Annotated in this window: 16 protein-coding genes; 10 read left to right on the forward strand and 6 right to left on the reverse strand. The window is 67.6% G+C overall.

What is annotated here, in order from left to right; all coding sequences use genetic code 11:
* The first annotated feature begins 62 nt into the window (after positions 1-62).
* From ASG67_RS09570 to ASG67_RS09590, 5 genes are all read left to right on the forward strand, one after another.
* Positions 63-1,172, forward strand: a complete 1,110-nt coding sequence (locus tag ASG67_RS09570; RefSeq protein ID WP_056528819.1) for a DUF3089 domain-containing protein — start codon at positions 63-65, stop codon at positions 1,170-1,172.
* 10 nt (positions 1,173-1,182) lie between these two features.
* Complete coding sequence (gene ruvX, locus ASG67_RS09575; RefSeq protein ID WP_056529245.1) at positions 1,183-1,641, forward strand: Holliday junction resolvase RuvX; 459 nt, start codon at positions 1,183-1,185, stop codon at positions 1,639-1,641.
* Between the two features lie 112 nt (positions 1,642-1,753).
* The gene (locus tag ASG67_RS09580; RefSeq protein WP_056528822.1) at positions 1,754-2,140 is read left to right on the forward strand and encodes a hypothetical protein; all 387 of its coding nucleotides are present in this window, start codon (positions 1,754-1,756) and stop codon (positions 2,138-2,140) included.
* A gap of 146 nt (positions 2,141-2,286) precedes the next feature.
* On the forward strand, positions 2,287-3,273 hold the full coding sequence (locus ASG67_RS09585) for an aspartate carbamoyltransferase catalytic subunit (RefSeq protein WP_056528825.1): 987 nt from the start codon (positions 2,287-2,289) through the stop codon (positions 3,271-3,273).
* On the forward strand, positions 3,270-4,481 hold the full coding sequence (locus ASG67_RS09590; RefSeq protein ID WP_056528827.1) for a dihydroorotase: 1,212 nt from the start codon (positions 3,270-3,272) through the stop codon (positions 4,479-4,481). The genes ASG67_RS09585 and ASG67_RS09590 overlap by 4 nt, the downstream gene beginning before the upstream one ends.
* Before the next feature lie 207 nt (positions 4,482-4,688).
* Here the strand turns inward: ASG67_RS09590 and ASG67_RS09595 are convergent, their stop codons facing one another.
* From ASG67_RS09595 to serB, 4 genes are read right to left on the reverse strand one after another with little or no spacing between them, the layout of a single operon-like run.
* Positions 4,689-5,720: a tetratricopeptide repeat protein gene (locus ASG67_RS09595; RefSeq protein ID WP_056528830.1), complete on the reverse strand. Its 1,032-nt coding sequence runs from the start codon at positions 5,718-5,720 to the stop codon at positions 4,689-4,691.
* A complete protein-coding gene (locus tag ASG67_RS09600; protein WP_056528834.1) occupies positions 5,717-6,229 on the reverse strand; it encodes a hypothetical protein in 513 nt (170 codons plus the stop codon). The genes ASG67_RS09595 and ASG67_RS09600 overlap by 4 nt, the downstream gene beginning before the upstream one ends.
* 1 nt (position 6,230) lies before the next feature.
* Positions 6,231-6,944, reverse strand: coding sequence for a ParA family protein (locus ASG67_RS09605; protein WP_056528839.1), 714 nt, complete (start codon positions 6,942-6,944; stop codon positions 6,231-6,233).
* 59 nt (positions 6,945-7,003) lie between these two features.
* A complete protein-coding gene (serB, locus tag ASG67_RS09610; protein ID WP_056528842.1) occupies positions 7,004-7,879 on the reverse strand; it encodes a phosphoserine phosphatase SerB in 876 nt (291 codons plus the stop codon).
* A gap of 22 nt (positions 7,880-7,901) precedes the next feature.
* Between serB and miaA the strand changes: the two genes are divergently transcribed.
* From miaA to ASG67_RS09635, 5 genes are all read left to right on the forward strand, one after another.
* Positions 7,902-8,801 carry a tRNA (adenosine(37)-N6)-dimethylallyltransferase MiaA gene (miaA, locus tag ASG67_RS09615; protein ID WP_235535135.1) on the forward strand — a complete coding sequence of 300 codons (900 nt, stop codon included), beginning with the start codon at positions 7,902-7,904 and terminating at the stop codon, positions 8,799-8,801.
* A 70-nt stretch (positions 8,802-8,871) separates the two neighbouring features.
* On the forward strand, positions 8,872-10,617 hold the full coding sequence (locus ASG67_RS09620; protein ID WP_056528845.1) for an acetolactate synthase 3 large subunit: 1,746 nt from the start codon (positions 8,872-8,874) through the stop codon (positions 10,615-10,617).
* 114 nt (positions 10,618-10,731) lie between these two features.
* A complete protein-coding gene (ilvN, locus tag ASG67_RS09625) occupies positions 10,732-11,247 on the forward strand; it encodes an acetolactate synthase small subunit (protein WP_056528848.1) in 516 nt (171 codons plus the stop codon).
* Positions 11,248-11,296: 49 nt separating this feature from the next.
* Positions 11,297-12,316: a ketol-acid reductoisomerase gene (gene ilvC / locus ASG67_RS09630; RefSeq protein ID WP_056528852.1), complete on the forward strand. Its 1,020-nt coding sequence runs from the start codon at positions 11,297-11,299 to the stop codon at positions 12,314-12,316.
* 208 nt (positions 12,317-12,524) lie between these two features.
* A complete protein-coding gene (locus ASG67_RS09635) occupies positions 12,525-13,127 on the forward strand; it encodes a YceI family protein (RefSeq protein ID WP_056528855.1) in 603 nt (200 codons plus the stop codon).
* Positions 13,128-13,161: 34 nt separating this feature from the next.
* On the opposite strand, the gene ASG67_RS09640 is transcribed toward ASG67_RS09635, so the two are convergent.
* Together ASG67_RS09640 and ASG67_RS09645 are read right to left on the reverse strand one after the other, a co-directional pair.
* Positions 13,162-13,554 carry a BLUF domain-containing protein gene (locus ASG67_RS09640; RefSeq protein ID WP_056528858.1) on the reverse strand — a complete coding sequence of 131 codons (393 nt, stop codon included), beginning with the start codon at positions 13,552-13,554 and terminating at the stop codon, positions 13,162-13,164.
* A gap of 63 nt (positions 13,555-13,617) precedes the next feature.
* Positions 13,618-14,013, reverse strand: a complete 396-nt coding sequence (locus ASG67_RS09645) for a BLUF domain-containing protein (protein WP_056528861.1) — start codon at positions 14,011-14,013, stop codon at positions 13,618-13,620.
* Positions 14,014-14,236: the final 223 nt, after the last annotated feature.

Genomic DNA, 14,236 nt, shown 5'->3' on the forward strand with positions numbered 1-14,236 from the left:
CCCGATTGCATGAACGGCCACTCTGGGGCACGGGCGGTCCCCACCACCCACGGAGTGAGCGAGTGGCGCGCAAGTTTCTCTACATCATCGCCGGACTGATCGTGCTCGTCCTGGCCGGTGCGTTCGCCTATCGCTTCTTCGGCAACGACCTGATCCGCATGTCACTGGTCCCGGGCGAGGAATTCCGCGCTCAGCCCGATGTCGCGCGCAATGCCTATGACGACAAGGCGATGTGGCTGGCCCGCCCCGACCTGCCCGGCAATCCCGCGCTCTGGACACCAGAGGGCTACAGCCCGCGCGCCAGGCCCGGCGGCGCCGCGGTCTTCTTCATCCACCCGACCTCCTATGTCAGCCGCGATCACTGGAACGCGCCGATCGACGATGCCGAGACCAACGATCGCGCCGCGCTGTTTCTGCGCGGCCAGGCCAGCGCCTTCAACGAGGCGGGCGAGATCTGGGCACCGCGCTATCGCCAGGCCACGTTCGGCGCGTTCCTGACCAGCGCCGCCGACGCCGAACGCGCGCTCAACCTCGCTTATGGCGACGTGGCGACGGCGTTCGACAGCTTCCTGACCCAGATCGGCCCGCGCCGCCCGATCATCCTCGCCGGCCACAGCCAGGGCGCGCTCCACCTGACGCACCTGCTGCGTGACCGGATCGCCAGCGACCCGAAGCTTCTGCGCCGCGTCGTCGCCGCCTATGTCGTCGGTTGGCCGATCTCGCGCACCACCGATCTTCCCCGCCTCGGCCTTCCCGACTGTGCGACCGCCGATCAGGCGCGCTGCATCCTGTCGTGGCAGACGTTCGCGGAGCCCGCCGATCCCTCGCTGATCGTCGACACCTATGACAAGACGACCGGCTTCGATGGCCAGCCCCGGCGCGGCACGCCGATGGTCTGCACCAACCCGCTGATCGGCACGCCCGGCGCCACCGCGCCCGCTACCGCGAACCTCGGCACGCTCTACCCCGCCGCCGACCTTGCCACCGCCGCCATCACCGCCGGCAAGGTACCCGCCCGCTGCGATGAGCGCGGGTTCCTGTTGATCGGCGAGGGGCCGGCGGTCGGCCCATATGTGCTGCCCGGCAACAATTATCACGTGTACGACTACAGCCTGTTCTGGGCCAACGTCCGCGCCGATGCGAACCGCCGCCTCGCCGCGTTCAAGCCGTGACCGTCAGGCCGTGATAACCGCCGACCGCGCCGTTTTTCGCGATGCCCTGCCCGACGGTGGCCGACTGATCGGCCTCGATCTCGGCACCAAGACGATCGGCACCGCGCTGTGCGACGCCGGTTGGAGCTTCGCCAGCCCCGCGCTCTTGATCCGCCGCACCAAATTCGCCAAGGACAAGGCGCAACTGGTCGACCTGATCGCCGCACAGCACGTCCGCGGCATCGTCCTCGGCCTGCCGATCAACCTCGACGGCAGCGAAGGCGCGCGGTCGCAATCCACCCGCTCCTTCGCCCGCAACGTCGAGGATCTGGCACCGGTGCTGTTGTGGGACGAACGCTGGTCCACCGTCGCGGTCGAACGCTTCATGATCGAACAGGACATGAGCCGCGCCAAGCGCGCCGAACGCATCGACAATCTCGCCGCCGCCCATATCCTACAGGCCGCGATCGACGCACTCGTCGCGATCTGACCGGTCACGGCACCAATCACGGCAAGCGCGCGGTACACCATGTTTCGCAACCGTCCGTCAGGATATCTTCGCCAAGGCTGACGGCGTATAAGTCCGACAGGGGACGCCGATCATGGATATGCTGACGTCGCCCGCCGACGCGCCTTCGCCGATACCCAGCCTCGCGCCGCCCGAGCGTTCCGACACCCGCGCACCGGCCGGCACCGCCGCGCAGGCCGCGCCGACGACCCTGAAATACAAGTTCGACTGGCTGCTCCAGCGTCAGGTCAACGCCGGCACGATGAGCGCGGACAAGGCCGCCGCAATGATAAAGCTGTTCGACGCCGCCACCGGCAGCGCCCCGGCGACGTCTCAGGAAGGTCCGGCCAAGATCGAGGCCACCGATACATCGACCGGCTCAGGCGAAGACCAACCCGACCCTAAACGCGATTCGCCCCCGGCCGCCACCGACCGCCTGCTGGACGATCTGCGCGATCATTTCACCGCGACCGGACCCTAGGACGGCACAGGCACCAAGACGCCCTCGGCACCGACCGGCATCGTCCTCGACGAACACGCCTGACAGACACCGGCGGCCCGTCCCCAGGCCACGAGCCGCGGGGCCATGCCTTGCGCGGTCCCCCGCCCCCGGTTAGTCGGCGCTCCATGCCCGCATCCGATCACCGCCCCGCCGCCATGATCGCCGGCGGCGCCGTCTTCCCGCACCGCCACCTGACCGGGATCGAGGGACTTCAGCCTCACGAGATCGCGTTCCTGCTCGACGAGGCGGAACGCTGGGTCGAGGCGAACCGCACCCATGCCAAGGGCGACGCCCGTCTCGCCGGCCTGACCCAGATCAACGCCTTCTTCGAAAACTCCACCCGCACGCTTCTCTCGTTCGAGATCGCCGGCAAGCGGCTGGGCGCCGACGTCGTCAACATGCACGCCGCGCAATCGAGCGTGAAGAAGGGCGAGACGCTGATCGACACCGCCCAGACGCTGAACGCGATGCGCGCCGACATCCTCGTCATCCGCCACATGAGTTCGGGCGCGGTGAAGCTGATCGCCGACAAGGTCGACTGTCCCGTCCTGAATGCCGGCGATGGCCGTCACGAACACCCGACCCAGGCGCTGCTCGACGCGCTCACCATCCGCCGTCGCCGTGGCAGCATCGCCGGCCAGCGCGTGGTGATCTGCGGCGACCTGCTCCACAGCCGCGTTGCCCGCTCCAACATCCTGTCGCTGACCGCGCTGGCCGCCGAGGTCCGCGTCTGCGCCCCGACGACGCTGATGCCGCCGGCGATCGACCGGATGTTCGTCACCCCCTTCACCGATTTCGATGCCGCGCTGGAGGGTGCCGACGTGGTCATGATGCTCCGCCTCCAGAACGAACGGATGGAGGGCGGCTACGTCCCCTCGCCGCGCGAATTCCGCCTGCGCTACGGCCTGACGCCCGAACGCCTGAAACGCGCAAAACCCGATGCGCTGGTCATGCACCCCGGCCCGATGAACCGCGGCATCGAGATCGATTCGGTCGTCGCCGACGGCCCGCAATCGGCGATCACCGAACAGGTCGCGATGGGCGTCGCGGTCCGTATGGCCTGTCTGGATGTGCTGACCCGGCGCGATCGCGGTGTGGAGGGCTGGGCATGACCATCGCCTTCACCAACGCGCGGCTGGTCCTGCCGGACAGCGTCACGCCCGGCACGCTGCTGGTCCGCGACGGCGTGATTACCGCCGTGGGGACGGTCGATCTGCCCGCCGACGCGACGATCGTCGATTGCGGCGGCAAGCTGCTCGCCCCCGGCATCGTTGATTGCGGCGTGTTCCGCGTCGATCGCGAAGCATGTCGGCGCGGTGGTATCGTCCGCGTCGCGCTGATGCCCGATCAGTCGCCGGTGCTGGACGATCCCGGCATCGTCCAGCGCGCCGCCCTCGTCGGCAAGCCCGATCTGTGGATACACCCCCTCGTCGCCGCCACCCGTGCGCTGGCGGGTAAGGAACTGGCGGAGATGGCTTTCTGCCAGGCGGCCGGCGCACGGGCCGTCGCGACCGGTCGCGGCTGGATCGCCGATGCGCAGGTCATGGCGCGCGTCCTGTCCTATGCCCACGACCTCGGTCTGGTGGTCATCACCCATGCCGAGGATGGCGGCCTCGTCGCCGGCACCGTCGCCACGGCGGGCGAGACCGCGACCCGGCTCGGCCTCGCCGCCGCCCCCGCCATCGCCGAGGCGCTGGCCGTCGCCCGCGACCTGTTGCTCGCCGAGGAAACCGGCGCCCGCGTCCATATCCGTCAGGTCACGACCGCCGCCGCGCTCGACCTGGTCCGCGCGGCCAAGCGGCGCGGCGTTGCCGTCACTTGCGGCATCACGCCCGCGCATCTGCACCTGTCCGATAACGCGATGAGCGACTTCCGCACCTTCGCCCATCTGTCGCCGCCGCTCCGCGACGAATCGGACCGCCGCGCCTGCCTGGCCGGCATCGCCGACGGCACGATCGACGTCATCGCGTCGGGTCACGATCCGCATGGGCCAGAGGAAAAGCGCTTACCCTTCGCCGACGCCGCCGCCGGCATGGCCGGGGCCGAGACGCTGTTGCCCCTGTCATTGATGCTGGTCCGCGACGGTCACGTCACGCTCGACCGCCTGTTCGCGCTGCTCGCCGCCAATCCGGCGCGCGTGCTGGGTTTGGAGTCGGGCACCCTGACCGAGGGCAGGCCCGCCGACCTGCTGCTGTTCGACGACCGCGTGCCGTGGCAGATCGAGGGCGAGTCCTTCGCCTCGGCCGGCAACACCCCCTTCGACGGCCTGCCCGTGCAGGGCCGCGCCCTGCGCGTGTGGAAGGGCGGCCGCGAACTATAGACGCTGTCCTACACGGCGCTGACGGGCTATGATCGCGGGCTGACGCTCTCTCTCATGTCCGGTATCGCCACGCGTCATTGCGAACGGGATGAGGCAATCCAGCGTACCGCGCGACGCATCTGCCCGCTTCGCTGCACTCAAGGACAAACCCACGCAATTCAGCCGTTTTTGGTGTAACCTTAGCCTAACTTTCCGCGCACCCGGTCGTCATCCCGCACGAACGGCCACCGCGACCGGCAAGGGCTGTACCACCTCCTGGCGCGGCGCGAAGCGCACCGCGACCGTCGTCTCGACCGGCGTCTCCGGCGGCGTCACGACCGGCGCCGCCGCGACTGGCACAGCCCGGCGGATTACCTTCGCCACCCGTCGCGCCGGCACCGCCGCCGGCACATCCTGCACCACTTCCTGCCGTGGCCCGAACCTGACCGCCGCCACCGTCGCGATGGCCGGCTCGGCCACCGGCGCCGCGGCCAGCGCGACCGCCGTCGTCGCCGGCTTCACCAATGCCAGCGCCACCGGCTGCCCCGCATCCGCCACCGCCCGCACGCCCAGCAGCGACGCGACCTGATCTGACGCCGCCGTGGGCTGCGCGAAGGCGATCCATTGCTGCATCCGGTCATCCAGATCGGCCGGCGACAGGTCCGCCGCCGCGATCACCCGCGCCATTGGCCACTGTCCCGCCAGCCCCAGACTGAGCGCCAGGTTCTGCCGCATCTTCGCATCCGCCCCCGGTTGCCGCGCGGCCTGCGTCAACAGCGCCACCGCCCCCGCCGGATCGCCCGCCAGCGCCAGCGCCAGCCCGCGATCGGTCGGCGAGATGTCCCGCTCATACGTCGTCAGTATCTGTCGCGCCGTCGCCCAGTCGCCCGTCGCGATCTCGGCCAACGTCAGGTTCAGCGCCGCCCGCCCATTGGCCGGCTGCAACAGCAACACATCGCGAAAGGCATCGCGCGCAGAGACGAATCGACCCGCCCGCAGGTACGTCTGGCCCAGCAGCAGCCGATAATCCGCCTCCCCCGGCGACGACGCGACCGCCGCCTCCGCGAAATCGACCGCTGCCGGATCGTGGGCCGCCATCGCCTTGGTCGCCCGCTTCGCCCAGGCCGCCGCCTCGGTATGCGGCATCGTCCGCGATCCCGCCGAGGCGATACCGCCGGCGCCGGTCGTGGTGCAGCCCACCATCGTCCCGCCCAGCACCAGCGCCGACAGCGCCGCTGCGGTGAATTGGTGCATCTTCATGATGTCTTCCCCGGCGATGGCTTTGGCAGGGGCAGCTGCACCGCAAGCGCCTCGACCATCGGCATGGTTTCCAGAAACATGTCCAGCGCATCGGCGACCAGACCCTGCGCGGACCGATTGGCCACCGCGCTCGCCAGCCGCAGCCGCAGATGCCGCTCGCCATCGAGCCGCAGTGTGAACGCCGCCTTGCCCTTCTCGGTCATCGTCGCGCTCTCGCGACTGATCTCCTGCGCGGTCGCCAGCGACACCGGCGTCACCTCCACCTTCGTCCGCAGCGCTTCCCGTGTCACCAGCACCGGTGGCAGGACTGCCGGCGACGCGACCTGGACGGGCGCGATCGACCGTACCGGCGCCGTCCCCATGTCGTTCCAGCCCAGATCGTCCAGCGGCGGCGCGGCCGGCGGCATCTCAGAAAAACCCTGCGGCCGCATCGCCGGCCGCGCCTGACCCTTGCGCGCCAGCAACCCCGAACTCAGCGAGGCGAGCGGCTTGGTTCCCAGCATCGCCATCTCAACCCACCACGCGACGGCCGAAGCCACTGGCGGCGGTACGCGTCACCGGCGCCGCCGCCGCAAAGGGGGACGCGAACACCGTCCGCCGGAAATTCTTCTCCAGCCGATCGGCGATATAGGTCCACAGCGCGGTGATCTCGGCGGCGGATTTGCTCTTGGGATCGCACTCCATCACCGTGCGTCCGTCGATCATCGATGCCGCGAAATCGACGCGCTGCTGCACCATCACCGGGGCGACGGTGCCATGCTGCGACAGCGCCACCGCCGCCTCGCTGGTGATCCGCGCCTTGGCCGTGGCGGCGTTGACCACAAAGATCAGCGGCTTGCCCGCCCGGTCGCACAGATCGACCGTCGCGCCCACCGCCCGCAGATCATGGGGGGATGGCCGGGTCGGCACGACGACCAGTTCGGCGACCTGGATCACGCTCTGGATCGCCATCGTGATCGCCGGCGGCGTATCGATCACCGCCAGCTTGAACCCCTGTTGCCGCAGCAATTCCAGATCGCCGGGCAGCCGCGCGACCGTGGTCTGCGCGAACGCCGGATATTCACCCTCGCGCTCGTTCCACCAGTCGGCCAGCGACCCTTGCGGATCGATGTCGATCAACACGACCGGACCATGGCCCGATCGCTGGGCCTGCACCGCCAGATGACCGGACAATGTAGTCTTGCCCGATCCGCCCTTCTGCGATGCCAGTGCGAGAACGCGCATAGCTGTATTCACTCCCGAACCGTTCGGCCCGGAGTCGCACGCCCCTCGCTAAGATCAGGTTAAGTCGTCACCCAGTCCCGCCGCGCGATCCCTTGCGCCCATAAAAGCGCGGTCAGGTCGCCATATTCGATCCGCGCCGCCGCCGCCGCCGCGACGATCGGCTTGGCCCGGTACGCCACACCCAGCCCGGCCGCCCGGATCATCGGCAGGTCGTTGGCACCGTCACCCACCGCCAGCGTCTCCGCCGACGCCAGCCCGCGATCGATCATGGTGGTGCGCAGCGTCTCCTCCTTGGTCGCGGCCCCGACGATCGGCTTGGCAACCTTGCCGGTCAGCCGGCCGTTCTCGATTAGCAGGCAGTTGGCGATCGCCCGGTCGAACCCGATTTCCGCCGCCACCGGTTCGGCGAAACGTGTGAAGCCGCCCGACACCAGTACCGCAAACGCTCCGCGCGCGCGCATCGTCCGCACCAGCGCCTTGGCCCCCGGCATGATCATGACCCGCTCGGCCAGACACCGGTCGATCGCGCTTTCGTCCAGTCCGGCGAGCAGCGCCACCCGCGCATCCAGCGCCCCCTCGAAATCCAGCTCGCCGCGCATCGCCCGCTCGGTCACCTCTGCAACCTCGGCCTTGATCCCGGCATAATCGGCCAGTTCGTCGATGCACTCGACGGTGATCATCGTCGAATCCATGTCGGCGACCAGTAGCGCCTTGGCCCGCGCCGCCACCGCCTGCACCACCACGTCGACACCGTGACCCTCCAGCGCGGTCCGCGCCGCCGCCGGATCACGCTCGAACGGCAGGTCGACCGCCTCGCCCGCATCGATCCACACCGCCGCACCGGGCGCACAACCCGCCGCCGCCAGTCGATCGATCGCGGCGGAGACCTCTCCCACCGGCAGGCCATTGGCTGCTATTAGTGTCGCCGTGAACATCGTAACTCCAGATCATCCAAGCGTGGCGCTCATCGCAGGGCCGACCGCCAGCGGCAAGTCCGCCGCCGCGATCGCCGTCGCCGAGGCGCATGGCGGCATCGTCATCAATGCCGATGCCAGCCAGGTCTATCGCGACCTGCGCATCCTGAGCGCTCGCCCGTCGGTGGAGGACGAAGCCCGAGCGCCGCACCGCCTGTTCGGCCATGTCGACGGTGCCGACACCGGCTATTCCGCCGCCCGCTGGGCCGCCGAGGCCACCGCAGAGATCGACGCGGCCCATGCGGCCGGCCGCCTGCCGGTGCTCGTCGGCGGCACCGGCCTCTATCTGCGCACCTTGCTAGATGGCATCGCCCCCGTCCCCGACATCGACCCCGCTATCCGTGCCGCCGTCCGCGCGTTGCCGGTCGCCGAGGCGCATCGCCAATTGTCGATCGAAGACCCCGCCGCCGCCGCCCGCCTCGCCCCCGCCGACACTACTCGCGTCGCCCGCGCGCTGGAGGTGATCCGCGCCACCGGCCATCCGATCGGCCATTGGCAACGCCAGCTGAGCGGCGGCATCGGCCACCGCATCCGCCTGGCCGCCATCCGCCTGCTGCCCCCGCGCGAGCATCTTTTCACCGCTATTGATGCCCGCGCCGCCATCATGCTGGACGGCGGCGCCCCCGCCGAAGTCGCCGCCCTGCTGACCCGCGACGACGTCTCGCCCGACGCTCCCGTCCGCCGCGCGATCGGCGTCGCCGCCATCGCCGATCATCTCGCCGGACACGCTAGCCACGAGGTTACGCTGGAACGACTGCGATCGGACACGCGTCGCTATGCCAAACGGCAATTCACCTGGTTTCGCAATCAACCATCTCCAGAATGGCTTATCGCGCAACAAAATGACTCAATAGCATCATCAATCGATGCTTTATTGTCCTAACAGGGGTTGACGTTAACCGGATACCGCTCTAGCGCCCCCTCAACTTCTTTCACACCACCGGAGCGACACCATGACCGAGCAAAGCGGAGCCGACATCCTCGTCGAGGCGCTGTGCGATCTCGGTGTCGAGATCGTATTCGGCTATCCCGGCGGCGCCGTCCTGCCGATCTATGACGCGCTGTTCCGCTCGGGCCGGATCAAGCACATCCTCGTCCGTCACGAACAGGCGGCGACGCACGCGGCGGAGGGTTATGCCCGCTCCACCGGCCGGCCCGGAGTCGTGCTCGTCACCTCTGGCCCCGGTGCGACCAACGCCGTCACCGGCATCACTGATGCGCTGCTCGATTCGATCCCGATAGTCGTCATCACCGGTCAGGTGCCCACCGCACTGATCGGGACGGACGCGTTCCAGGAAGCGGACACGGTCGGCATCACGCGTCACTGCACCAAGCACAACTATCTGGTGAAGGACCCCGCCAAGCTGGGCGCGGTGATCCATGAGGCGTTCCACATCGCCACGTCCGGCCGCCCCGGCCCCGTCGTCGTCGACATCCCCAAGGACGTTCAGGTCGCGACCGCGAAATATGTTCGCCCCGGCCCGATCCAGCACAAGACCTATCGCCCACAGGTGAAAGCCGATCCCAAGGCGATCGAGACGGTGGTCGACATGCTCGCCGCCGCTGAACGGCCCGTGCTCTACACCGGCGGCGGCATCATCAATGCCGGCCCCGCCGCGTCGCAGTTATTGCGCGAGCTTGTCCGGCTAACCGGCGCGCCCGTCACGTCGACGCTGATGGGCCTCGGCGCCTATCCGGCCAGCGGTCCGCTGTGGCTCGGCATGCTCGGCATGCACGGTACGTACGAGGCGAACATGGCGATGAACGAGGCCGATCTAGTCATCGCCGTCGGCAGCCGATTCGACGACCGCGTCACCGGCCGGCTCGACGCGTTCAGCCCGAACAGCCGCAAAGTTCATATCGATATCGACCGGTCGAGCGTGAACAAGAACGTTCGCGTCGACCTGGCCGTGATCGCCGATGCCGGTCACGCGCTGGAGGACATGGTCCGTGTCTGGAAGGCGCGGCACCACCCGAAGCCTGATCTTGGCGACTGGATGCGACGGATCGAGGGCTGGCGCGCCGTCCGCTGCCTCGATTTCCCGGAGATCGGCCCCGACATCATGCCGCAACGCGCCGTCCGTGCGCTGTGGGAGGCCACGCACGCCCGCGACCCGATCATCACGACCGAGGTCGGCCAGCACCAGATGTGGGCGGCGCAGCATTTTGGCTTCGAACTGCCCAACAAATGGCTGACATCGGGCGGTCTGGGTACGATGGGATATGGCCTGCCCGCCGCGATCGGCGCGCAGCTCGCCAATCCTAATGCGCTGGTCATCGACATCGCCGGCGAAGCGTCGATCCAGATGAACATCCAGGAACTGGCCACCGCCGGCCAGTACCGCCTGCCGGTCAAGGTGTTCATCCTGAACAACGAATATATGGGCATGGTCCGCCAGTGGCAGGAACTGACCTATTCCTCGCGTTACGCCGAGAGCTACAGCGAATCGCTGCCCGATTTCGTCAAGCTGGCCGAGGCTTATGGGTGGAAGGGTATTCGTATCGAAACCCGCGACCAACTCGATGCCGGCATCGCCGATATGCTGGCCTATGACGGCCCGGTGATGGTCGATTGCCGGGTATCGAAACTGACCAACTGCTTCCCGATGATCCCGTCGGGTGCGGCGCACACCGACATGATCCTGCAGGCCAACGAAGTGTCCGGCGAAATGGACGACGAAGCCAAGGCGCTGGTCTGACCCTCCTGGCCCCCTCCCGCTTGCGGGAGGGGTTTGGGACTGTGAGCAAACGTCGCTTTCACCAACCTGCCTTCCCCCGACTCCTCCCGCCAGCGGGAGGGGAGAGAGATCGAAATGCACATCAGACCAGAACTTGCCGAACGCCATACGCTGGCGGTGATCGTCGACAACGAACCCGGCATCCTTGCCCGTATCGCCGGCCTGTTCACCGCGCGCGGCTATAATATCGAGAGCCTGACCGTGTCGGAGATCACGCACGACAAGGGGGTCAGCCGGATCACCATCGTCACCAGCGCATCGCCGCCGGTGATGGAACAGATCATGGCGCAGCTCGACCGGCTGGTGCCCGTCCACAAGGTCGTCGATCTGACCGTCGAGGGCGAGCATGTCGAACGCGAACTGGCGCTGGTGAAGGTGGCCGGCGTCGGCGAGAAGCGGATCGAGGCAATGCGCCTGGCCGAGGTCTATCGCGGCCGCGTGGTCGATGCGACCACGTCCAGCTTCGTGTTCGAAGTGACCGGCTCATTCCAGAAGATCGACAAGTTCGTCGAATTGATGGGCGAGGTCGGCTTGGTCGAGGTCGCCCGCACCGGTATCGTCGCCATCGCCCGCGGCCGCGAGGCGGCCTGATTTTTCAATATTGCCCGCGCGCGGGAACGACCTAAAAGGGACCGAGAACATGAAAGTCTATTACGATCGCGACGCCGATCTTAACCTGATCACCGACAAGAAGATCGCCATCATCGGCTATGGCTCGCAGGGTCATGCCCATGCCCAGAACCTGCGCGATTCGGGCGTCAAGGATGTCGCGATCGCGCTGCGCGAAGGCTCGGCGACCCGCGCCAAGGCAGAGGGTGCCGGCTTCACCGTCATGACCAACAAGGAAGCGGCCGGCTGGGCCGACATCCTCATGATCCTGGCACCCGACGAGCATCAGGCCGGCATCTGGGATGCGGACCTGAAGGGCAACATGAAGCCCGGCGCCGCGCTCGCCTTCGCCCACGGCCTGAACGTGCATTTCGGCCTGATCGAGCCGCCGAAAGACATCGACGTCATCATGATCGCGCCCAAGGGCCCCGGCCACACCGTGCGCGGTGAGTATGTGAAGGGCGGCGGCGTGCCATGCCTGATCGCGATCCATCAGGACGCGAGCGGCAACGCGCATGACGTTGCGCTCGCCTATGCCTCTGGCGTCGGCGGCGGTCGTTCGGGCATCATCGAGACGAACTTCCGCGAAGAGTGCGAGACCGACCTGTTCGGCGAGCAGGTCGTGCTCTGCGGCGGCCTGACCCACTTGATCCAGGCCGGGTTTGAGACGCTGACCGAGGCCGGCTATGCGCCGGAAATGGCGTATTTTGAATGCCTGCACGAAGTGAAGCTGATCGTCGACCTGATGTATGAAGGCGGCATCGCCAACATGCGTTATTCGATCTCGAACACCGCTGAATATGGCGACATCACTACCGGTCCGCGGATCATCACCGACGAGACGAAGAAGGAAATGAAGCGCGTGCTCGCCGACATTCAGGGCGGCCGCTTCGTGAAGAACTTCGTTCTCGACAACCGCGCCGGCCAGCCCGAACTGAAGGCCGCCCGCAGCCTCGCCGCCGCGCATCCGATCGAGAAGACCGGCGCCGAACTGCGCGCGATGATGCCCTGGATCGGCGCCAACAAGCTGGTCGACAAGGCCAAGAACTAAGGGCGACGGGATGCGGGCGGTTCAGGCCGTTCGCATCCTCTCCCCACTGAAATCGCCCCTAGCTGTCATCCCGGCGTTCGCCGGGTGACAGGTAGGGGAGTAAAGATCGGCGGACGACACCCCGGCGAAACGCACCGTTGCCGCCTCGGCGTTTGACGCGGCCTGTTCGGACCGCCACGTTGCGCGGCAATCAACAGGGAGTTTTCCAATGCGTCTCGTCCTCGCCGCCGCCGCCATGCTGATCGCGGCTCCGCTTCTCGCCCAGACCGGCACGCCCGGCACCCCCAACAAGGCGCTTGTCACCGCCGGCACCTATCCGGTCGACCCCAATCACACGCAGGTGACGTGGCAGGTCAACCATATGGGCTTCTCGATGCTGCAGGGTCAGTTCGGCGCCTCGGGCGGTTCGATCACGATCGATCCGGCGAAGCCCAACGATACTAAGGTCGAAGTGACCTTCGCGGTCGATCAACTGTCGACCACCTCGCCGCGCTTTGCAGAGCATCTGAAGTCGAAGGACTTCTTCGACGCCGCCGCCAACCCCACCGCCCGCTTCGTATCGACCAGCGTGCGCGCCACCGGCGACCGCGCCGTCATCACCGGCAACCTGACGATCAAGGGCGTGACCAGGCCCGTCACGCTGCAGGCCAGTTTCGTCGGTGCCGGCGCGAACCCGATGAGCAAGAAGCTGAACTTCGGCTTCCGCGCGACCGGATCGATCAGCCGCAACGACTTCGGTCTCGGCATGGCCGTGCCCGTCGTGTCGGACAAGGTCGATCTGACGATCAACGCCGCCTTCGCTGCCCAATAAGCCGCCCGGTAAGATGACGGATCGCCGCGCGGTGTCAGGCCGCGCGGTGCACCTGAGCAAAGCCCTCGAATGTCGCACGCACCGACGGCGCGGCCTTTGCGGTCAGCGCGTCGATCCGGGTCATCGCTTCGCCCCCGTCGTCGGCCGGGCGATAAGCCATTGCCCACGCGCCGAACTCTCTTGCCGCGATGATCCGATCGGACAGCATCACGACCGCTCGATGCCGTTCATCCTGCCGTATCCGCGCCAGGGTCGTCGCGACCGCATCCTCCTTCCCCTCGAGCGCCTGAAGGAAACGCTTGCCGTCGAAGAACAGCAGGCCGGTGACGTTGACCCGAGCATTGTTACGCTGCGATACGACCATCAGGTCGTCGATATCCAACACGGCGACGCGGTGCAGGGTACTGATGCAAACGATCTGTCGCATCTCTGGTCTCTTGTCGGTGCGTCGTCCCCGATCCGATCCCGTGGGGCCTGTCCTGAAGATCGGCTACGCTGCCCGGCGCATCCGCATGAAGGCATCGAAGGTATCGCGCGCCGCCGGCGACGCATGCGCCGACAGGATCGCCATTCGTGCGATCGTCGGCAGATCGGATTCCGCCGGCGGGCGATACGCCATCGCCTCCACCCCGAACTCGCGCCGTTCGATCCCGCGATCGGACAGGATCAGGATCGACTGATGCCGGGGATCGCCCTGAATCCGGGTGAAGGTCTGTTGCACCGGCCCCGCCGCCCCCTCGATCGCGTGGAGGAACCGGCGGCCGTCGAAGAACAACATGCCCGTCACCAATTGCCCGGCATTGCGGCGGCGCGCGGTCGCCAGGATCGCCGGGACGTCGGCGACGACGTTCTGGCACAGGCTGCTGATATAGACGATCTGGCGCATTCGGCTCCTTCCGGCAAATTGGTGCCGAACCCGACCTAACCCATCGCCGTTAAGGAAAAGTGCGCGAGCGCCATCGCCACCGATGGACAAACGGCCGGCCCGGCGGCATGGGAGGGACACGATGATGCGTGCGGCGCTCCTGACCCTGCGACTTACCCGCCCTTAGGGCGGTCGTGCACGCATGCGCACTTCCCTAAGGGCCGACGACCACCCATACGCGCCA

The organism is Sphingomonas sp. Leaf339 (assembly GCF_001426195.1).
In the GTDB taxonomy this organism is placed as follows: Bacteria; Pseudomonadota; Alphaproteobacteria; order Sphingomonadales; family Sphingomonadaceae; genus Sphingomonas.

Coding starts and splice junctions, on each gene's coding strand:
- ASG67_RS09620 (WP_056528845.1), top strand. CDS start 8,872: ATGACCGAGCAAAGCGGAGCCGACATCCTCGTCGAGGCGCTGTGCGAT.
- ASG67_RS09605 (WP_056528839.1), bottom strand. CDS start 6,944: ATGCGCGTTCTCGCACTGGCATCGCAGAAGGGCGGATCGGGCAAGACT.
- ASG67_RS09580 (WP_056528822.1), top strand. CDS start 1,754: ATGGATATGCTGACGTCGCCCGCCGACGCGCCTTCGCCGATACCCAGC.
- ASG67_RS09595 (WP_056528830.1), bottom strand. CDS start 5,720: ATGAAGATGCACCAATTCACCGCAGCGGCGCTGTCGGCGCTGGTGCTG.
- ASG67_RS09635 (WP_056528855.1), top strand. CDS start 12,525: ATGCGTCTCGTCCTCGCCGCCGCCGCCATGCTGATCGCGGCTCCGCTT.
- ASG67_RS09585 (WP_056528825.1), top strand. CDS start 2,287: ATGCCCGCATCCGATCACCGCCCCGCCGCCATGATCGCCGGCGGCGCC.
- ilvC (WP_056528852.1), top strand. CDS start 11,297: ATGAAAGTCTATTACGATCGCGACGCCGATCTTAACCTGATCACCGAC.
- ASG67_RS09590 (WP_056528827.1), top strand. CDS start 3,270: ATGACCATCGCCTTCACCAACGCGCGGCTGGTCCTGCCGGACAGCGTC.
- ASG67_RS09640 (WP_056528858.1), bottom strand. CDS start 13,554: ATGCGACAGATCGTTTGCATCAGTACCCTGCACCGCGTCGCCGTGTTG.
- ASG67_RS09645 (WP_056528861.1), bottom strand. CDS start 14,013: ATGCGCCAGATCGTCTATATCAGCAGCCTGTGCCAGAACGTCGTCGCC.
- ASG67_RS09600 (WP_056528834.1), bottom strand. CDS start 6,229: ATGGCGATGCTGGGAACCAAGCCGCTCGCCTCGCTGAGTTCGGGGTTG.
- ilvN (WP_056528848.1), top strand. CDS start 10,732: ATGCACATCAGACCAGAACTTGCCGAACGCCATACGCTGGCGGTGATC.
- serB (WP_056528842.1), bottom strand. CDS start 7,879: ATGTTCACGGCGACACTAATAGCAGCCAATGGCCTGCCGGTGGGAGAG.